Source organism: Paraflavitalea sp. (assembly GCF_059502485.1).
In genome coordinates this window covers 1875296-1896001 of record NZ_JCACET010000008.1, presented here as the reverse complement: position 1 = coordinate 1896001, position 20706 = coordinate 1875296, and the positions used below count along the sequence as shown (strand labels likewise).

Genomic DNA, 20706 nt, shown 5'->3' with positions numbered 1-20706 from the left:
CTTTGTTTTCCTTATATTTGGATTAGTCAACGTTATCACAACGATTTCTTGCCATTCTTAACCAAAGCCCCCCTGCTATGCTTAACGAGCTGTTGAATGGCTATTGCCCTGATAAGAATACCTGGGATGAAATGCATGACTCTGCCGCTGTACGACAACAATACAGTGGTGTCGTCGACTTCCTCCAACACCTGAGTATAGAAGAGCTGAGTAAAAAGGAAGAGCAGGCTAAAAGGCTTTTCATGACCCAAGGGATCACTTTCACTGTATATAATAGTGGTGAAGGCATCGAGAAAATCTTTCCATTTGATATTATTCCCCGCATCATTACTGCTTCTGAATGGAACTACATCGAGAAGGGTATTCAGCAACGGCTGAAAGCACTCAATCTTTTCCTAAAGGATGTATATAATGAGCAATTCATTATTAAAGATGGGCTCGTGCCTTTGTCTATTATATATAGTTGTCCGCACTTTTTGCGGGAGATGGTGCGCTTCCCTGTTCCTTATGATATTTATGTTCATATTGCCGGCATCGATCTGATCCGGGATAATGATGGCACTTTTTATGTGCTGGAGGATAATCTCCGCACGCCGAGTGGTGTAAGCTATATGCTGGAGAACCGGGAGATCACAAAACGGATCTTCCCGGATCTGCTGCCACTGATCAACGTACGCAGCGTGATGGAGTATCCCAATATCCTGCATAAGAATCTCGTATCGCTGGCTCCCCGCCAGATCAGCAATCCTACTGTTGTGCTTCTTTCTCCTGGCATTTATAACTCTGCATATTTTGAACATACTACGCTGGCGCGCATGATGGGCATCGAGCTGGTGGAAGGCAGAGACCTCGTGGTGGATAATCACCGGGTATATATGAAAACAACTGCCGGGCTTCAGCAGGTTGATGTGATCTACCGTCGGGTGGATGATGACTTCCTCGACCCGCTTGTGTTCAATGCTTCCAGTGCGCTGGGCGTATCCGGCATCATGAGTGCTTACCGCAAAGGCAATGTGGCTATCGTGAATGCCGTGGGTAATGGCGTGGCTGATGACAAGGCTATTTATTCATACGTGCCTGCCATGATCCGTTACTATCTGAATGAAGAGCCCATTCTTAAAAATGTTCCTACTTATCAACTGGGCAATGTGGAAGAGCGGGAGTATGTGTTCAAGAACATGAACAAGATGGTGATCAAGAAAACCAATGAGAGTGGTGGTTATGGTATGTTGATGGGTCACACTGCTTCTGACAAAGAGATCAGTGATTTCCAAACGGCCATCTTAAAAGACCCACGACAGTTTATCGCTCAGCCTACCATCAGTTTGTCTTCTGCGCCTTGTTATATGAATGGAAAGCTGCAGCCGCGCCGGGTGGACCTTCGGCCTTATGCGCTGTGTGGTCCTAATGGTATTCGTATTGTGCCGGGTGGGTTAACGCGGGTAGCGTTGCGCGAAGGATCGCTTGTGGTGAATTCATCGCAAGGTGGCGGTAGTAAGGACACGTGGGTGCTGACGGTGTAACCGGCAGTCGGCAATCGGCAATCGTGAATGCGTTTGCTTTGATAGCATACATTTCAACTAAAAACCAGCAATAACAAATCATAAACTAACATGCTTAGTAGAGTAGCCGATAGCTTATTCTGGATGAACCGGTATATGGAACGTACCGATGGTATTTTGCGGATGCTGAAAACGAATTATGCGCTTTCGCAGGATGACCTGCAATATTTTTCCTGGCTTCCGGTTTTGAAGATATTCACTTACTTATCTGAGGAGGAAGCTACCAAAATCGCCGCGCAGGGTAGAACGGTGCTGCAATACATGGTTTCGGATAAGGAGAACCCCAACTCCGTATTGAACATTGTGACGCAGGCGCGTGAGAACGCGCGCAGTGTGCAGGATCACATTACTAAAGAGTTGTGGCAATGCCTTAATGACTTTTATCATACCGTGCGCGACGAGCAGTTGCTGGAGTTCTTATATAAAGAAGATCCTATTACTGCGCTCGATATACTGATCAAGCAGGGGCTGTTGTTTTATGGTACGTCGGATATTACCATGGCAAGAGGTGAGGGTTATTCGTTCATGAATATTGGCCGCTTCCTTGAAAGGGCTATTCAAAGCGCCGACATCCTCGATGTGAAGTTCAGTGACAGCAAATTTGATTTTTCCAATGTTACGGATACTTCCTACTGGCGTTACCTACTGTTGTCTATTTCCGGTTATGAGCTATATCTCAGAAATTACTCTGGTGGCTTTGAAGCGCGCCGGGTGGTGGAGCAGATCGTATTGAATAACCAGTTTCCCCGCTCTGTGATGTACTCTATCGATCAGATGAGCCGGTATTTTGAGCGGCTGAAGAGCGAGCAAACCACTTCTGCTTATAACAGTATCGACTTCATGATCGGTAAGGTAAAAAGCCGGGTACGGTATTCTACTCCTGAGAGTATCATGCAGCAGGGACTGCATGAGTTTCTTACCGGTGTACGTAATGAGCTGCATGCTGTAGGTACTTCATTGGGCCAGCACTATTTTGGCTATTCCTGACAACGGGAATACCGAATAGCATTATTTTTGACTTTATATCAACCAGAAACTGATTGTAATTCATGCCACGATTTAAAATTCACCACATTACCAGGTATTGCTACGAGGTGCCTGTTGTGGATAGTGCCAACCAGATCATGTTGTTTCCGCTGGAGGATGAATTCCAGGATGTGTTGAAGCACGACCTTATGATCACCGGGGAACCGGCTGTGGATATGTACCTGGATTATTATGGTAATAAGGTGGGTTCGTTCATGTATACGGCTTCGCATAAAGAGCTCACGATCGATGCACGGATCGAAGTGGTAACCCGCGAAAGGGAATTGCCAGCAGATACGACTCCTAAGGAGGAGCAATGGAATAATCTTCTCTCGCTTACTTATGTCATTCCTTATATCGATTTCTTAAAGCAGGAAAAGTTCAATGCACTGGCAGCTGTACAGGATATTGCGCATGTGGAGCAAAGCAGGCAGGTGACTGTGTTGGAAGCTGCCAAGAAGTTGACTGAGTATGTGTACAAGAATTTCCAATATATCAAGGGTGTAACTACTGTTGAGACTACGCTCGACGAGATATGGGAGCTGAAGGCTGGCGTTTGCCAGGATTTTGCTCATATATTACTGGCGATGTTGCGCATGATCGACATTCCTGCCCGCTATGTAAGTGGTTATGTTTGTCCCAACCGGAGTGGTATGCGGGGTGAAGGCGCAACGCATGCCTGGGTGGAGGCTTATATTCCTTTTTATGGTTGGCTGGGTTTTGACCCTACCAATAATTGCATCGCCAATGAGCTTCACGTTCGACTGGCTGTTGGCAGAAGTTTTATGGATTGCTCACCTGTGAAGGGTACTTATAAGGGTATTGCCAAGCACCAGCTGGATGTAGGTGTATCTGTTGCCTATGAAGATGGGGTTACTCAAAGCGAGGAGGCTACCGTGCTTACTACTCAGCCTGTGGCTCCCACTAATGGTGAGGTGAAGAACTCCTGGCGCCAGCATATGGAGATGATGCAGATGCAGCAACAGCAGTAGATCACTTTAGGTGTTAGGGGTTAGCTTTTAGCCTTTAGATAAATACATTAGATAGTCTGGCCGCCGGGAGCGGCCTGACTGCGTTATACGAGGTACCCAAAGAGGTTGTCGTTCTTGTTGAGTTCGGTGTAGTTGATGTTGTACTTGTTCATGTTGGTGAGGAGTACGTTGTAATCTTCGCGGGATTGGAGCTCAATGCCTACGAGAGCAGGTCCGGATTCTTTGTTGTGTTTTTGCATGTACTCAAAACGGGTAATATCGTCGTTGGGTCCGAGTACATGGTTTACAAATTCTTTCAGTGCTCCCGGGCGTTGGGCAAAGCGCACCAGGAAGTAGTGTTTCAATCCTTCGTATTGGAGGCTGCGTTCTTTGATCTCCTGCATGCGGTCGATGTCATTGTTGCTGCCGCTCACAATGCATACGATGTTCTTTCCTTTGATGGCTTCGGCATAATCATCCAGTGCTGCAATAGATAATGCTCCGGCTGGTTCTACCACAATCGCGTCTTCATTGTACAGTTTCAGGATGGTAGAGCATATTTTTCCTTCGGGCACCAGGTGCATATCGTCCAGCACTTCTTTGCAGATGGAAAAGGTAAGGTCCCCCACTCTCTTTACGGCTGCGCCGTCTACAAAGCGTTCTATGTTTTCCAGTGTAACCGGATGACCGGCTTCCAATGCTTTTTTCATGGAAGGGGCGCCTTCGGGTTCCAGTCCAATGATCTTTGTGCGGGGTGAATAGGTTTTGAAGAAGGTACCTACTCCTGCACTAAGGCCACCTCCTCCCACGGGGATAAATACATAATCGATGTCTGCCTGTTCTTCCAATATTTCTACCGCCACCGTGCCTTGTCCTTCTATGATGCGCGCATCATCAAATGGTGGGATGAAGGTCATACCGTTCTTTTCCGTGTATTCTTTAGCTGCAATGGCACAGTCATCGAAGGTATCTCCTACCAATACTACTTCTATGTAGTCTTCTCCAAACATGCGGGTTTGTTTCACCTTCTGGTTGGGGGTAATGATAGGCATGAATACTACTCCTTTTGCGCCTAATTTCTTACAGGAGAATGCAAATCCCTGTGCATGGTTGCCTGCACTGGCGCATACTACGCCTTTCTGTAATTGCTCTGCCGGGAGGCTGCTCATCATGTTGTAAGCGCCACGCAGTTTGTAGGAGCGTACTACCTGCAAGTCTTCGCGCTTGAGGTATACGTTGCATCCGTATTTACGGGAAAGATTGGGATTGAATGATAATGGTGTTTTCGTAACTACTTTCTTCAACCGGAGGGCGGCTTTGTGAAAGTCGAGTGCGGCGGTATGGGGTGCAGATAAGCTCATGTGTTTCTTCCTTGTTGGCTTCAAGGCTACAATCGCGGAGAACGGTTTTAGCAGAGACACCAAGGCGCAAAGGGAACAGATGAACTTTGCGCCTTTAGTGTCTTGCAGTATATTAATTAGCTACTTCAGCTGCTTTCTTGGCAGGTGCCGCCTGGTTTTCAGGACGCAGGCTTCTTACTGTTTTACCAGCTTGCCACATTTCGCTGTCGCGCAGTTCTTTCAGTTCTACTTCCAGCTTCTCGCGATAGTCGGGCTGGCTGTTGGAATCGATAGAGCGTTGGCTTTCTTTACCAGCTGCTACGCTTTCGTACAGTTCAGTGAACACTGGTAATGTAGCGTCACGGAACTTCTTCCACCAATCGAGTGCACCACGTTGTGCAGTGGTAGAGCAGTTAGCATACATCCAGTCCATACCGTTCTCTGCTACCAGTGGCATCAGGGATTGTGTGAGCTCTTCAACTGTTTCGTTGAACGCTTCAGAAGGAGTATGTCCTTTTTTGCGGAGTACTTCGTACTGAGCAGCGAAGATACCCTGGATAGCGCCCATCAGGGTACCACGCTCACCTGTGAGGTCAGAATATACTTCTTTCTTGAAATCAGTTTCGAACAGGTAACCGCTTCCTACTGCAATGCCGAGGGCTACTACTCTTTCTTTTGCTTTGCCTGTAGCATCCTGGAAGATGGCGTAGCTGCTGTTCAGACCACGACCTTGCAGGAACATACGGCGGAGTGAAGTACCAGAGCCTTTAGGAGCTACCAGGAACACGTCTACATCCTTGGGAGGAACGATGCCTGTTTGCTCATTGAAGGTGATACCAAAGCCGTGTGAGAAGTACAGGGCTTTACCTGGTGTCAAATATTTTTGTACTGTTGGCCACAGTTGGATCTGGGCAGCATCGCTCAACAGGTAGCAGATGATGGTGCCACGTTGGAGGGCTTCTTCAATTTCGAACAATGTTTCACCGGGTACAAATCCATCACGAACGGCTTTATCCCATGTTTTAGAGTTCTTACGCTGGCCAACGATCACGTTGATACCATTGTCTTTCTGGTTCAGCGCCTGGCCGGGGCCTTGTACGCCATAGCCAATTACTGCTACTGTTTCGTTTTTCAATACAGCTTGCGCTTTGGCCAGTGGGAACTCTTCACGGGTTACTACGTTTTCTTCCACACCGCCGAAATTTAACTTTGCCATCTTTAAATGTTTATGGTTTTTAGTTTTTTGTTTCAAGGTTTCCCGATGATGATCGGGAGAACAGTTAAACGCTCTATATAATGTTCTAAGTTACTTACGATTACGAACGGGTTTCACACCGAAAGTGGTGACCCTTTTTACGCTTCGCCAGCCCTTCGACAAGCTCAGGGTGACAAGCAAGTGTTTACATCGTGAATACTTCATCCTGCTTGTTCAGGAATTCGTTTTCTATTACTTCTTCGCCGGGTTCTGTTTGCTCGAACTCTTTCAGTTTTTCGTGGAATCCGCTGCTGGCTTTGATGATGGCCACGCGTGCGCTACGCACAAACTCAATGAGCCCATAGGGTTCCAGTACAGCAATGAGCTTGTCTGTTTCTTCACGCTGACCAGTGGTCTCGAACACCGTATAGTCCTTGCGGATCACTACTGCACGGGCGCCATACTCACGCAATAACCTTTCTACTTTTACCTTCTCGGCGATCTCGTCTGTAGGCACTTTGTACATGGCCAGTTCCTGCCATACGATCTCTTCGTTGGTGTTGTAGTATGCTTTCAATACTTCTACCTGTTTTTCGATCTGGCGGGCCAGCTTTCTTACTACTTCTTCTGTTTCGTTGATGACGATGGTGAAGCGGTGTATGCCTTCTACTTCGCTGGGGGAAGTGTTGAGGCTTTCGATATTGATCTTACGGCGCGAGAAGATAATCGCGATCCGGTTCAGCAAACCGATCTGGTTTTCTGTATATACTGTTACTGTGAATTCTTGTTTTAACATTTTACTTCTTTTTTGTTGTCGCTCAAGCCAGAGGCTTGAAAATACCCTCACTCGCCAGAGGCGAGCGAGTGGAAACATCCTCTATTTGAGTCTGATCTCTGCAACGCTGCAGCCTTGTGGCACCATGGGGAATACGTTGTTTTCTTTTCCTACCATTACTTCGAGCAGGTAAGCGCCGTTGTGGTCCAGCATGGTTTTCAATGCCGTCTTCAGGTTCTTTCTCTCGGAGATGCTGTTACCCTCAATTCTGTATCCTTTGGCTACCTGTACAAAGTCGGGGCTGGCAATGTCCACGAATGAATAGCGCTTGTCGTGGAAGAGTTGCTGCCACTGGCGTACCATGCCCAGGAACTGGTTGTTCAGGATCAGTATTTTTACATTTACCTCGCTTTGCATGATGGTGCCCAACTCCTGCAGTGTCATCTGGAAACCTCCGTCGCCAATGATGGCTACTACTGTTCTTTCGGGTGCACCGAACTTAGCGCCGATGGCTGCCGGCAAAGCAAAGCCCATCGTACCGAGACCACCAGAGGTTACGTTGCTCTTGGATTGATTAAACTTAGCGTAACGGCAAGCTACCATCTGGTGCTGACCTACGTCTGTAACAATCACCGCATCTCCCCCTGTGAGCTCATTCAACACTTTGATCACCTCTCCCATCGTCAGTTGTTCTGTAGTGGGGTTCAGCTCCGGATTGATACATTGTTCTTCTTCCTGTTGTTGGAACTCACGGAATTTTTGGAGCCACTTAGGATATACTTTCGGAGCTATCAGTTCTGTGAGCAAAGGCAATGTTTCTTTGCAATCGCCCCAAACCGGCACTGTAGATTTTACGTTCTTATCGATCTCTGCCGGATCGATATCGAGGTGTATTACTTTGGCTTGCTTGGCGTATTTGTCAAGGCGTCCTGTAACACGGTCATCGAAACGCATACCGATGGCGATCAACACATCGCATTCGTTTGTCAGTACGTTAGGGCCATAGTTACCATGCATGCCCAACATGCCTACTGCCAACGGGTGATCGGTAGGGATAGCGCTTTCGCCCATGATCGTCCAGGCGGAGGGTATACCAGCCTTTTCGATGAACTTCATGAACTCAGCTTCTGCCTTCCCTAATATTACGCCCTGACCAAAGATCACGAAGGGCTTTTCTGCTTCATCGATCAGCTTTGCAGCCTGCTCTACATATTCTTTGCGCACGATGGGCTTGGGACGGTAGCTGCGCACGTGTGTGCACTTTTCGTATCCTGCATAGTCAAACTTCTGCAGTTGTGCATTCTTTGTAATATCGATCAATACCGGGCCGGGCCTACCACTGTTGGCAATGTAAAAGGCTTTGGCCAGTACTGCAGGTATCTCTGTAGCATCGGTCACCTGGTAGTTCCATTTGGTAACTGGTGTGGTGATGTTGATCACGTCTGTTTCCTGGAATGCATCTGTACCAAGCAGGTGTGCAAATACCTGTCCGGTGATACAAACGAGTGGGGTACTATCGATCATGGCATCTGCCAATCCTGTGACCAGGTTGGTGGCGCCGGGGCCGCTGGTAGCGAAGACAACGCCTGTGCGGCCAGAGGTGCGGGCAAATCCCTGCGCAGCATGGATGCCGCCTTGCTCATGGCGCACCAGTATATGTTTTAGTTTTTCCTGGTAATCATACAGGGCATCATAGATAGGCATGATAGCGCCGCCGGGATAACCAAAGATGGTGTCAACTCCTTCCGCAAGAAAGGCTTCCAGCACTGCCTCGGAGCCACTGATATTGGTGGCTTTGGTTTGTGCCGGGATCTTCTTTGGCGCCATTTCGATTGTACTGCTCATATTCTTCTTTTTTGGGCTAAAGCCCGGTTTAATTTTTTAGTTCTTTTATTTCCCCGGGATAAATCCCGGGGCAATTCCCGATTCTTGGCAAGCCTTAGCTTTCATCGGTTACGCAACCTTCGGATGCATCTTTTACGCTCTTTGCGTATTTGAAGAGGAGTCCTTTGGTTGCTTTGAGGGCTGGTTGTTTCCATTTGGCTCTGCGCTCAGCGATAATGTTATCGGCTACTTTCAACACGATCAGGTTTTTGGTAGCGTCCAGTTCGATAACGTCTCCATCTTGTACCAATGCTATCAATCCTCCTTCGTAGGCTTCGGGTGTAACGTGGCCTACCACGAATCCGTGGGTGCCACCGCTAAAGCGACCATCTGTGATCAGGGCAATGCTTTTACCTAAACCAGCACCAATGATCGCGGAGGTAGGCTTCAGCATTTCGGGCATACCAGGAGCTCCTTTGGGACCAACGTTGCGGATCACCACTACGTCTCCAGCTTTGATCTTGCCGGTGTTGATGCCATTGATCAGTTCAAATTCTCCATCGAATACGCGGGCAGGGCCTTCAAAGCGTTCACCTTCTTTACCGCTGATCTTTGCTACGCTGCCTTTCTCAGCGAGGTTACCGTACAGAATCTGCAGGTGACCTGTTGCTTTGATCGGCTTTTCCAGCGGCATGATGATCTTTTGCTGATCGAAGTCGAGATCTGGTGCATCGGCCAGGTTCTCTGCCAATGTTTTACCAGTTACAGTGAGGCAGTCGCCGTGCAGCAATCCTTTCTTCAACAAATATTTCATTACAGCAGGTACGCCACCGTATTGGTGTAAATCCTGCATGAGGTATTTTCCACTTGGTTTGAAATCGGCCAGTACCGGTATCTTATTGCTAATAGCCTGGAAGTCGTCTTGTGTGAGGGGAATGTCTACGCTTCTTGCCATTGCGATCAGGTGGAGTACAGCGTTGGTGCTGCCTCCCAATATCATAATGGTTGTGATCGCATTTTCAAATGCCTTGCGCGTCATGATGTCGCTGGGCTTGATGTCTTTTTCGAGCAGTACGCGGATGGCTTTGCCTGCTTCCAGACATTCTTTTTGTTTGTCTTCGCTTAGAGCAGGATTGGAAGACGAGTAAGGGAGGCTCATACCCAACGCTTCGATAGCTGAAGCCATCGTGTTGGCTGTATACATACCACCGCAAGCGCCAGCGCCGGGGCAGGAGTTGCGTACAATGCCTTTGAAGTCTTCATCGGAAAGATTACCGGCAATCTTCTGGCCCAATGCTTCGAAAGAGGAAACGATATTCAGGTCCTGTCCTTTGTAGTGACCGGGGGCAATTGTGCCACCGTAGACCATGATCGCAGGACGGTTCAAACGGCCCATCGCAATGAGTGATCCGGGCATGTTCTTGTCGCAACCGGGCAGTGCAATGAGGCCATCGTAATATTGAGCGCCGCAAACGGCTTCGATCGAATCGGCAATGATATCGCGGCTTACCAATGAATAGCGCATGCCATCTGTTCCATTGCTCATGCCATCGCTTACGCCAATCGTATTAAAGATCAGTCCTACCAGGTCATTATCCCATACTCCTTGCTTCACCACTTTGGCCAGATCGTTGAGGTGCATATTGCAGGTATTGCCATCGTATCCCATACTGGCGATGCCCACTTGTGCTTTCTTCAGGTCTTCATCTGTCAATCCAATTCCGTACAACATGGCTTGCGCAGCTGGTTGTGTCACATCCTGTGTAAGGGTCTTTGAATACTTGTTTATCTCTTTCATACTGATCCTTGAATGAACTATGTTTTATTGTTTGTGCTTATGATCTTTATGCCATGGCTTCTCTGCTCTTCAGTCCTTTCGCTCCGTCCAGGCGCTCTGATGCCAGGGGTCGTTCGGTGACGCGGTCTTTATAGGCTTGTTGTAATACTTTGCCGAGGCTGTTGTTCCAATCGAGCGGGAACTTTGTTTCGTCGATCGACTCCCATCCGATGACTTCTGCAGCAGTGCCACAGAAAAAGGCTGTATCCGCTTCTTTCAATTGTTCAATAGTGAACTGTCCTTCTGCTACACTGATGTTCAACTCTGCGCAGAGCTCCAATACTGTTGCTCTCGTAATGCCTGGCAGGATGTTACCCAACGAAGGTGTGTAGAGTACGCCGTCTTTTTCGAAGAACATATTGGCGCCCGGACCTTCTGCAATGAAGCCGTTCATATCAGTGAGCAGGGCTTCATCGTATCCTTTGGCTTTGGCATCCTGGCTGGCCAGAATAGAATTAACGTAGTGGCCGCAGGCTTTAGCAGCTATTTTAAATCCAGCGGGGTTGGGACGCTGGAACGGTGAGCTCATCACGCGTAACAGTTTATCGCCTAAGAACTTTCCCATCTCCCACACTTCGATGACGATGTTGGATTCGGTATTGAGATTGAAGCTCATATTCGCCGGTCCGTATACCAGCGGGCGGATATAAGCATCCTGCAGGTTGTTTTGTCGCAGTACTTCGTAGGTGGCGTCAATCAGATCAATGGTATGCCACTCGTAGGGCATGTTCATTGCTTCGGCTGAGAATTTCAGGCGATCGTAGTGCTCTACTGCTTTGAAGATCTTGGTGTTGCCGTCTACTGTTCTGTAGGAACGGATACCTTCAAACACGCCAAGGCCATAGTGCATGGTTTGTCCATACAGATCTATTTTAGCCTCGGTGGCTTTTACATACTTTCCATTGTGGTATACAATGGTGTGCTCGTTGTAATAGGTTGCCATAGTTTAATAGTTTGTGCCTGCGGTGCAGGTGGTTATTACATCAGCCAAAAAAAGAAACCCGCCTCTTTGGGAGGCGGGTCGCTTAGTATTTTTAACTGTTGTAGTTTATACGTTAAACACCACCTCCGTTTGAGCAGGAATAATAATGACCACCACGACCGCAATAATTATTGCAGTAATCACAGTAAGGACATTATTTGTTCTGCTTTTAAACATAGAAGGAATGATGCACTGCGAATATACACCCCCTGTCTCAAAAAAAGAACTACAGCAAGCAACTTTATTTGCACCCTGCCCCTAAAGTGGGGAAAGGTGCTTTATTGGTACACTATATAATAGTGGACTTTCTCAGCTCAATATTTGCCTTGTTCACGCCATCCGGTATGCGATTGGCCACATAATCACAAATCAACTCTCCGATGGTGGACGTGAAATAGAAATTAATGGAATCGATGTCTTTGGTTACAAAGCCGTTCTGCAAGGTCCAGCTCACTGCTTCGCGCACCAAATCGGCTTCTTTGGAAAGCCCGAGGTGATCGAGCAGCATGGCTGCTGACAGAATAGATCCCAGCGGGTTGGCAATGTCTTTACCGGCTGCCTGCGGGTATGATCCGTGGATCGGCTCGAACAGGGCAGCGCCTTTACCTACTGATGCAGATGGTAACAGGCCGAGTGATCCGCTGATCACGCTGGCTTCATCGCTGATGATATCGCCAAACATATTCTCGGTGAGTATCACGTCGAACTGTTTGGGATTCTGGATGATCTGCATGGCTGCATTGTCAACAAAGAGGAAATCAACGGTTACGTCTTTGTACTGGCCGGCGATCTCCTGCACTACTTTGCGCCAGAGGCGTGATGTTTCCAACACATTGGCCTTGTCTACCAGCGTCAGCTTCTTGCGACGTTGCTGCGCATAGCGGAAGGCAAGGTGTGACACCCGCTCGATCTCTTCGCAGGTGTACACACAATCGTCAGAGGCCCGGGTCTTCTCCTCGTTAATCTCTTTTTTACCGAAGTAAATTCCTCCCGTGAGTTCACGGAAGATCACAAAATCAACCCCTTCAATGTTCTTTGTTTTCAATGGGGAAAGATGGTGCAGTGACGGATACGTGGTTACGGGACGTATATTGGCAAACAACTGTAATGATTTCCTCAGCTTGAGCAGGCCTTGTTCGGGGCGTACTTTTGCATCGGGATCATTATCGTATTTAGGATGGCCAATAGCCCCAAACAGGATTGCATCGCTGTTCAGACAGGCCTCTATAGTTTCGTCGGGTAATGGGTTGCCGGTTTTGTCGATGGCATCGGCACCCATCAGGCAATATTTGTAATGAAATGTGTGTTCAAACTGTTCTGCGATGGCGTTGAGCACCTTTATCGACTGCCGGGTTACTTCCGGGCCGATGCCGTCGCCTTCGATTACAACAATATTTTTTTCCATGTAGTTGTTTGTTTTGTCTTCTCTCGCCAGTCCTGCCCCCAACCCCTGAAGGGAGTAAGGAAGTAACAGAAGTGAGAGAACTGGTTTTAAGGGTTAGGATCGTTATTTGATGAGTTGGTATACCTGGTTATTTGCTCATTTTCTTTTTGTGTTCTTGTTTCCCGGAATGAAAGCGTGGCGCAGAAGCGCCACGCGTAAACAAAAACTACATGATTATGAGAAAATACTGCTCACTATGCTACTACGGCTTTTGCCTGGTATTGACCGGCAAGGCCTTTTAAGTCCTCATCTTCCACTTCTTTTTTCCTGTCTGCCACTTTCAGGAACTGTTCGTACAGTACATCGATGTCGTTGCGTGTGTACATGAAGCCCAGTTTCTGGAATCGATGAGCGAGGGCGCTGCGACCGCTGCGAGCCGTCAATACGATCTTGCTGCCGTCGGCGCCTACTTCTTCGGGGTTAATGATCTCGTAGGTTTGTGCATCTTTCAGGAACCCATCCTGGTGTATGCCTGATGAGTGTGAGAATGCATTAGCGCCTACAATTGCTTTATTGGGTTGTACCGGCATGCGCATGGTATCGGATACCAGGCGGCTAAGCGGGTTGAGTTGTTTTGCGTTGATATTGGTGTAGAATCCCAGTGTGCTGTGTTGTTTGATCACCATCACCACTTCTTCGAGAGAGGTGTTACCCGCTCTTTCACCCAAACCGTTGATGGTACACTCGATCTGACGGGCACCGCTGATCACGCCGGCGATGGAGTTGGCAGTGGCCAATCCCAGGTCGTTGTGACAATGGCAGGACAACACCGCTTTGTCGATATTGGGTACGTTGTTGATCAGGTAGGCGATCTTTTCTCCATACTGGTGAGGCAGGCAATAGCCTGTGGTGTCTGGGATATTTACGGTTGTAGCTCCGGCAGCGATCACCGCTTCTACCACACGGGCCAGGTACTCGTTTTCTGTACGGCCGGCATCTTCTGCATAGAACTCCACATCGTCGGTGAAGTTGCGCGCCCATTTTACACACTGGGCTGCTCTTTGCAGGATGTCTTCGCGGGTAGAATTAAACTTTGACTTAATATGAAAATCTGAGGTGCCGATGCCTGTGTGGATGCGCTTTCTTTTGGCGCTTTGCAGGGCTTCGGCGGCTACTTCGATGTCTTTTTGTACTGCACGGCTAAGGCCGCAGATGACTGCATTCTTCACTACTTTACCGATCTCATTAACGCTTTGAAAATCGCCAGGTGATGAGATGGGGAAACCAGCTTCGATGATGTCTACGCCCAGTGCTTCGAGGGCGAGTGCTATTTCAATCTTTTCTGTTGTGTTGAGCTTACATCCGGGTACTTGTTCTCCATCGCGTAATGTGGTATCAAAAATATAGACCTGTTGTCCTGGCATAATAATTTTTAATGAGGGTAATAAGATAAAGGAGCAGGCTGTTTATTTTTGTGTTGCTTGCTGAGAAACCAGTTAAACAACCTGCTTTACCGAAATTATCTCTGTTAAATGAGTAAGTGAAATCAAAATTGTGAGTAATTTACACTTCTTAACCCCCTGCCGACTATACATAATTACTTGAAAATCAACAGTTATAACGTTTATTAAATACGATGCCCAATCGCTCTACCGATGCTCTTTTTCAGTTGATCCATTCCCTGGAAAAGTCAGAAAAACGGAATTTTAAGCTGTATGTTCAGCGCAACTCGTCCAGCGAGGAGCTGAAAGTGGTACAGCTGTTCGATGCATTGGATAAGATGGATGAATATGACGAGGCGTTGTTGTTGAGGAAGAATGAGAGTATCAAGAAGCAGCAGCTTTCGAATATCAAGGCTCACTTATATAAGCAAATATTATCCAGTCTTCGCCTGATCAAAGACGACTCGAATATCGATATCCAACTGCACGAGCAGATGGACCATGCCCGAATCTTATATAACAAGGGGCTTTATCACCAAAGCCTGAAGGTGCTGGATAAGATGAAGGAAGCGGCCCGGGCGCACAACCAGGTTACTTATTTGCTGCAGGCGCTGTTCTTTGAAAAGAAGATCGAAGCGCTGCACATCACACGCAGTATGCAGGACCGCGCCGAGCGGCTGACCAATGAAGTGGATGAGGTGAATGCCAAACTGGTGAATACGGGCAAACTTTCGAACCTCTCTCTCCTGCTTTATAGCTGGTACATCAAGCATGGGCATGCCCGCAATGAGAAGGATGAGGCTGATCTGCGCCATTTCTTCGAGCAGCATTTTCCGGCTGGAGGTGAAGAGGTGAAGGGTTTTTATGAAAGGCTGTACCTGTACCAGAGTTATTGCTGGTATGCTTTTATACGCCAGGACCTCTTGCAGTATTACCGCTACACGCAAAAGTGGGTGGAGCTGTTTGAGAAGGAGCCTTTTATGATGGAGGTAGAGACTGCTCACTACATCAAAGGGATGCATAACCTGCTGAGTGCCCATTTCGACTTGCAGAATTACCAGAAGTTCAACGAGGCGCTGGCGAAGTTCGAGGCGTTTGGGCAATCGGAGATTGCCAGTGCGAATGATAATAACCGTATTCAGACGTTTGTGTACCTGCAGATCGCGAAGATGAACAAGCACTTCATGGAGGGCACTTTCAGTGAAGGGTTATCGCTCGTACCGGAAACAGAAGAGAAGTTAAAGGAATATTATCTATATCTCGACCGGCACCGTGTGCTGGTATTCTACTATAAGATTGCCTCGCTTTATTTTGGTAGTGGTCATTATGAGCAGGCTATCGACTATCTGAATAAGATCATCAATTGGAAGGTTGACCTGCGCACTGACCTGCAGTGTTATTCGCGCCTGCTTCACCTCATTGCGCATTATGAGCTTGGCAACTTCGACCTGCTGGAATACCTGTTCAAATCGGTGTATCGCTTTATGGCCAAGATGGAGAATCTCAGTGTGGTGGAGGAAGAGATCTTCCGCTTCTTAAGGCGTTCGTTCCATGTGTCACCCAAGGAGCTGAAGGGAGAGTTTGAAAAGCTGTTGAACAAGCTGAAGCAGCATGAACGTAACCGATTTGAGACGCGTGCTTTTATGTACCTCGATATCATTTCCTGGCTGGAAAGCAAGATGAATAATACGCCGGTGCAGAATGTCATCCGCCAGAAGTTCCTTGCTGCCGTGAAGCATAAGGCTGCGGAATTAGGAGGTCAATAAGCCGAAGGATTCTCGCTTGTACCAATTGGGCTAAAGCCCAAGGGAGGGTCAGACTTTAATACCCGGCCCTAAAGGACCGGGCAATTCCTTTAACGATGGAAAAGGTGGCACTCTTTAGCAGAAGAGGTGACACCTTCGTTTGCATCGCCAAGGAAAGGTGTCACCTCTTCTGCCTAAGTTTTCATAGCTTCTTATTGTCATAGCTTCTTATAAAGAATATAAAAAGGCCGGCGATGTAATGTATACACCGCCGGCCTTCTTCATCATTACCAATTCAACTTTAGTATTTTGTCAGCTCGGGTTGTACTTCATCAATGTAACCGAGAATGCCACCTTTCAGGTTGTAGAGGTTGGTGAAACCAAACTTCTCTTCCAGTTCACGGATGGCTTTAGCGCTGCGGCCGCCCATCTTACAATGCACGACTACTTTGGTATCGCGACTGAATTTATCGGCATTAGCGGCTACTGTGGCCAGCGGTATCAACTCGGCGCCAATGTTTACGATATCGTACTCATGTGGCTCACGCACATCAATGAGTTGGAAGGCTTCTCCTTTTACCTGCCAATCGTAGAGTTCTTTGGCAGTAATTTCTTTAATGGGTTTCTCCACAGCTTTCACGCCGCAGAATTGTTCGTAATCGATCAACGCGGTGATGGTTGGGTTTTCTCCATTGAGCGGATTATCGTTACGCCTTGATATGTTGAATGTGCGGCTTTCAAAGTTGAGGGCATCGAATATGTAGAAGCGTCCAACCAGTGGCTCTCCTACTCCTGTGACCACTTTGATCACTTCGAGGGCTTGCAGGCTACCGATGATGCCGGGCAATACGCCTAATACGCCACCTTCAGCGCAGCTTGGTACCAGGCCGGGAGGTGGAGGTGTTGGATACAGGTCGCGGTAGTTGGGGCCCAACACGCCTTCTTTGTTACGGTAGTTGAATACGGATACTTGTCCTTCGAACTGGAATATGGAGGCGTATACATTGGGCTTGCCCAATAATACGGCGGCATCATTCACGAGGTAACGGGTTGGGAAATTATCGGTACCATCGGCAACGACGTCATAATCTTTGATAATGTCCAACGCGTTCTGTGAAGTGAGCTGCGTATTGTACAGAATAATATTGATGTGGGGGTTCAATGCTTCCAGTCTTGCTTTAGCAGCATCTACCTTGTGCTTGCCAATTGATTCTACTCCAAACAAAACCTGTCGCTGGAGGTTGCTGTCGTCTACTACGTCAAAATCCACGATACCAATGGTACCAACACCGGCAGCAGCCAGGTATAATAATACAGGGCTACCCAAGCCACCTGAACCAACTACCAATACTTTGGCAGCTTTCAGTTTTTGCTGGGCTTCCAGACCAAATTCGGGTATAATGATATGCCTGTTATAACGGGCTAATTCTTCTTTGGAAAAGGTTATGTTCGTATGAGTGCTCATTGTTGCATGATTGAATTGTTGATGAATGCATGTTGGCAGTCACAGGGCTAAAGATCAAGGTTGCAGGTTGCAAGTTTCTGGTTACAGGGTCGCGGCTATTCTTTTCCGCCTGCGATGGCTGGTACTATGCTGATAACGGTATCTGCTTTTACTTCCGTTTTTTCCTGTTGCAGGTTGCGGATATCGTCGTTGCCTACAAAGATATTAACAAAGGAACGGATCTGTCCTTTCTCATCCAGCAGGTGTTTTTTCAGTTCGGGGAAGTTGAGTGTCAGTTCGCTAACTGTTTTCTCAATGGTATCGGCCTGTATATTCAGCCGGGCCGTGTTGTTGGTGAATTTTCGTAATGGTGTTGGAATAATGACTGTTGCCATGGTCGTTGTTGTTATTTGTTGTTTATAATGAGAACACTAATTTTTACTAATTACACGAATTGGATTCTACGGTCGATCTCCCTTTACCGTCTGGCCGTTTAGAGCGGCCTGACGGGTTTTTAGTTCACAATTTGCTCTGTGGTTTGTACGGTTTCTTCTTCGAATTGCACTTCGTCGTTCAATCTCCAGGAACGCACGGGTCCGATCTTTCCTTCGAGTACTGATATGATCACGTAAGAGAAATAAGGCTGTGCTGCCACACGATCATGCTCGGAAGGGATGGCCGGGTGGTTGGGATGTGAATGGTACACACCCAACAGCAGCAGGTTGTTTTCTTCTGCATATTGTTCTGCCCGCATGTAGTCCAAGGGGGCTATCACAAACCGCCTGCGCTTGTCGCCTTCTTTTGCATTGTTTACTATCTGTATATCTGTGATGGAGCGATTGCCTTCACTGTCTTCTTCTCCAAACAGGAATCCGCAACACTCATCTGGAAAGGCCTGTATCCCATCTTTCAACATTAAATCCTTTGCTACCGGTTGTATGGTGATCATCTCAAATAAGTTTTTTAATTACTTCGCTGTATTTATCGGCATTATCGGGAAATACTGTTACTACATTGCCAGCCTCGAGTTTCTCCGCGACTTTGATAGCGCCTGCGAGGTTGGCTGCTGCAGAGGGGCTCAGCAACAGGTTCTCATATTTCCAGGCGGCCTTGATCATTTCGTATGCTTCTTCGGTTCCTACTTCTGCATTTGCATCAGCCACTGTGGTATCATAAATAGTTGGTACTACCGCTGTTTCCATATGTTTCCATCCTTCCATGCCATGTAATGGATTGTCTGGCTGCAAGGAGGTGAGGTGTATAGCTGGCGTCAATTCTTTGAGGCGGCGACCTGTGCCAACAAAAGTGCCGCTGGTGCCCAGGCCTGCTACAAAATGTGTAATGTCCGGCAGGTCTTTTACGATCTCTAATGCCGTAGTATGGTAATGGGCTTTCCAGTTATTGTCGTTCTTATATTGATCGGCGTAGAAGTATTTATCTGGATGTGCCAGGGCCAGTTCTTTAGCGGCAGCCTGTGCACCATCTGTTCCTTCGAATCGTGATGTGTAGATTATGTTAGCCCCCAGTGATTGCAGTATTTCCTTACGTTCGCGCGAAGCGTTCTCGGGCAGGCAGAGTGTTACGGGTACTTGCAAGCTATGGCCTACAGCCGCATAGGCTATACCTGTATTGCCACTGGTAGCATCTAACAATATTTTTCCGCGGTTAAGTTGTCCTTTCTCGATCGCTGATTTGAAGATGTTGTACCCGGCACGGGCTTTTACGCTACCTGAAAGCTGTTTCCATTCCTGCTTGGCATAGATCGTAACGTTTGGCTTTGTAAAGAGTTTGGTGATGCGGTATAATGGTGTGTGCCCGATCTGGCTGCTAAGCCGGCGGACACTTTCCAGTAAACCTTCATCAATGTGTTCTGTCGTAAGGAATGGCATCGGTTCTGTATTGTTGTTAGTGTTCGGTTGTTTTGAACGGTATAGAAAATAAAAAAGCTCCACACGATGGTGGAGCTTCTAATATGTTGAATATTAACTATTCAGTATCTACCAATGGCTATCGCCCACCCCAATAACCCTGGCATGTTGACAACAACAGCAACAACAATTTTTGTATGGGTTATTCAATGTCATTTGTGGGAGAACGATTTACTGTTACAAATATAAAGGGTTTTATTTGATAATTCCTATAGGCAATGTAGACTAATTGTTAAAATAGCTTCGGCGGGCGAGCAAGAATCGGGTTGAGGTGGTTTGTGGGATGCTTACATTTGGCGGATGAAGACGTTGTTGATTGCCAAGCCGGCGCTGTTCAGCTTTGATGAGTGTTTGTGGTTCCTGAACCGGAATTATGACGACTGTTTGCATCATATTGAGCCGGGAAGTTTATCTAAGGCCATCTGTATCAATGGTGAGAATATTGCTTTTTCTCTCCGCGACCAAGGCCAGCATCTTGCTCTCGATCTGACTCATGGTGGCCAGGACCCCGCCCAGCAGGCCGCATTGGTACAATATATAATTGAATGGTTTGACCTCGAACGGGACATTGCTCCTTTTTACCAGCTGTTGCAAAAGAATAAGACGCTGGGTTATATGGCTACTGATTATGCCGGTTTCCGGCTTATCGGTATTCACGATCTCTATGAGGCGCTGTGCTGGAGCATCATTGGCCAGCAGATCAACCTAACTTTTGCTTATACACTGAAACGCAGGCTGGTAGAGCATTATGGCGACAACCTATCTGTGGGCGGTTTATCGCTGCATATCTTCCCTCGTCCTGAAGTATTGCAGCATGTATCTATAGCGGAGCTGCGCGCGCTTCAATTCTCCGAACGCAAGGCTGAATATCTGCTGCTTGTATCACAGCTGTTTGCAGCTGGCACGATCAGCAAGCAGCATTTACTGGAATGTGCTTCGTATGAAGAACAGGTGGCACTGCTTACCGCCATCAGGGGCATTGGTATATGGACTGCCAATTATGCCCTGATGAAGACTTTGAAGCAATTGCAGGCTATTCCTTATGGGGATGTGGGGTTACTGAATGCATTATTGAATCATGAACTGATCAAGGATAAAAAGGATAATGCCGGTATTGATAAGTTGTTTAAACGCTTTAAGGGTTGGGAGAGTTACCTCGTTTTTTATTTGTGGAGGAGCCTGAGCACGGGCCGGCAATCGGCAGTCGTGAATCGGCAGTCGTGAAAGATAATAAAGAGAGGGGCCTTTGCA

The 20706-nt window shown here is 47.5% G+C and carries 17 protein-coding genes; 5 read left to right on the top strand and 12 right to left on the bottom strand.

The window, feature by feature from the left end:
• Positions 1 to 77 precede the first annotated feature (77 nt).
• The 3 genes from AC5JBY_RS10410 to AC5JBY_RS10400 all read left to right on the top strand — a co-directional run bounded on the left by AC5JBY_RS10410 (position 78) and on the right by AC5JBY_RS10400 (position 3580).
• Positions 78 to 1523, top strand: coding sequence for a circularly permuted type 2 ATP-grasp protein (locus tag AC5JBY_RS10410; RefSeq protein WP_495904516.1), 1446 nt, complete (start codon positions 78 to 80; stop codon positions 1521 to 1523).
• A gap of 90 nt (positions 1524 to 1613) precedes the next feature.
• Positions 1614 to 2549: an alpha-E domain-containing protein gene (locus AC5JBY_RS10405; RefSeq protein ID WP_495904515.1), complete on the top strand. Its 936-nt coding sequence runs from the start codon at positions 1614 to 1616 to the stop codon at positions 2547 to 2549.
• A 62-nt stretch (positions 2550 to 2611) separates the two neighbouring features.
• On the top strand, positions 2612 to 3580 hold the full coding sequence (locus tag AC5JBY_RS10400; RefSeq protein ID WP_495904514.1) for a transglutaminase family protein: 969 nt from the start codon (positions 2612 to 2614) through the stop codon (positions 3578 to 3580).
• Between the two features lie 83 nt (positions 3581 to 3663).
• Here AC5JBY_RS10400 and ilvA read toward each other — a convergent pair whose 3' ends face one another.
• From ilvA to AC5JBY_RS10360, 8 genes are all read right to left on the bottom strand, one after another.
• Positions 3664 to 4920 carry a threonine ammonia-lyase gene (gene ilvA / locus AC5JBY_RS10395; protein WP_495904513.1) on the bottom strand — a complete coding sequence of 419 codons (1257 nt, stop codon included), beginning with the start codon at positions 4918 to 4920 and terminating at the stop codon, positions 3664 to 3666.
• A 112-nt stretch (positions 4921 to 5032) separates the two neighbouring features.
• Entirely contained in the window at positions 5033 to 6115 is a 1083-nt protein-coding gene (ilvC, locus tag AC5JBY_RS10390; protein WP_495904512.1) for a ketol-acid reductoisomerase, read from the bottom strand.
• Positions 6116 to 6299: 184 nt separating this feature from the next.
• Positions 6300 to 6890 (bottom strand): acetolactate synthase small subunit, encoded by a 591-nt coding sequence (gene ilvN / locus AC5JBY_RS10385; protein ID WP_495904511.1) that lies wholly within the window; start codon positions 6888 to 6890, stop codon positions 6300 to 6302.
• Between the two features lie 81 nt (positions 6891 to 6971).
• On the bottom strand, positions 6972 to 8714 hold the full coding sequence (gene ilvB, locus AC5JBY_RS10380) for a biosynthetic-type acetolactate synthase large subunit (RefSeq protein WP_495904510.1): 1743 nt from the start codon (positions 8712 to 8714) through the stop codon (positions 6972 to 6974).
• A 94-nt stretch (positions 8715 to 8808) separates the two neighbouring features.
• Entirely contained in the window at positions 8809 to 10491 is a 1683-nt protein-coding gene (ilvD, locus tag AC5JBY_RS10375) for a dihydroxy-acid dehydratase (protein ID WP_495904509.1), read from the bottom strand.
• A 46-nt stretch (positions 10492 to 10537) separates the two neighbouring features.
• The gene (gene ilvE, locus AC5JBY_RS10370; protein ID WP_495904508.1) at positions 10538 to 11473 is read right to left on the bottom strand and encodes a branched-chain-amino-acid transaminase; all 936 of its coding nucleotides are present in this window, start codon (positions 11471 to 11473) and stop codon (positions 10538 to 10540) included.
• A gap of 328 nt (positions 11474 to 11801) precedes the next feature.
• Positions 11802 to 12917 (bottom strand): 3-isopropylmalate dehydrogenase, encoded by a 1116-nt coding sequence (leuB, locus tag AC5JBY_RS10365; protein WP_495904507.1) that lies wholly within the window; start codon positions 12915 to 12917, stop codon positions 11802 to 11804.
• A gap of 233 nt (positions 12918 to 13150) precedes the next feature.
• Complete coding sequence (locus AC5JBY_RS10360; protein WP_495904506.1) at positions 13151 to 14320, bottom strand: 2-isopropylmalate synthase; 1170 nt, start codon at positions 14318 to 14320, stop codon at positions 13151 to 13153.
• A 212-nt stretch (positions 14321 to 14532) separates the two neighbouring features.
• On the opposite strand from AC5JBY_RS10360, the gene AC5JBY_RS10355 reads away from it, so the two are divergent.
• A complete protein-coding gene (locus AC5JBY_RS10355) occupies positions 14533 to 16104 on the top strand; it encodes a hypothetical protein (RefSeq protein WP_495904505.1) in 1572 nt (523 codons plus the stop codon).
• A gap of 280 nt (positions 16105 to 16384) precedes the next feature.
• On the opposite strand, the gene moeB is transcribed toward AC5JBY_RS10355, so the two are convergent.
• From moeB to AC5JBY_RS10335, 4 genes are all read right to left on the bottom strand, one after another.
• Positions 16385 to 17548 (bottom strand): molybdopterin-synthase adenylyltransferase MoeB, encoded by a 1164-nt coding sequence (gene moeB, locus AC5JBY_RS10350; protein WP_495904504.1) that lies wholly within the window; start codon positions 17546 to 17548, stop codon positions 16385 to 16387.
• Between the two features lie 95 nt (positions 17549 to 17643).
• Positions 17644 to 17922 carry a MoaD/ThiS family protein gene (locus AC5JBY_RS10345; RefSeq protein WP_495904503.1) on the bottom strand — a complete coding sequence of 93 codons (279 nt, stop codon included), beginning with the start codon at positions 17920 to 17922 and terminating at the stop codon, positions 17644 to 17646.
• A gap of 119 nt (positions 17923 to 18041) precedes the next feature.
• Complete coding sequence (locus AC5JBY_RS10340; RefSeq protein ID WP_495904502.1) at positions 18042 to 18476, bottom strand: M67 family metallopeptidase; 435 nt, start codon at positions 18474 to 18476, stop codon at positions 18042 to 18044.
• A 1-nt stretch (position 18477) separates the two neighbouring features.
• Positions 18478 to 19416 (bottom strand): PLP-dependent cysteine synthase family protein, encoded by a 939-nt coding sequence (locus tag AC5JBY_RS10335; RefSeq protein ID WP_495904501.1) that lies wholly within the window; start codon positions 19414 to 19416, stop codon positions 18478 to 18480.
• A gap of 339 nt (positions 19417 to 19755) precedes the next feature.
• Between AC5JBY_RS10335 and AC5JBY_RS10330 the strand changes: the two genes are divergently transcribed.
• Entirely contained in the window at positions 19756 to 20679 is a 924-nt protein-coding gene (locus AC5JBY_RS10330; protein WP_495904500.1) for a DNA-3-methyladenine glycosylase family protein, read from the top strand.
• Positions 20680 to 20706 lie beyond the last annotated feature (27 nt).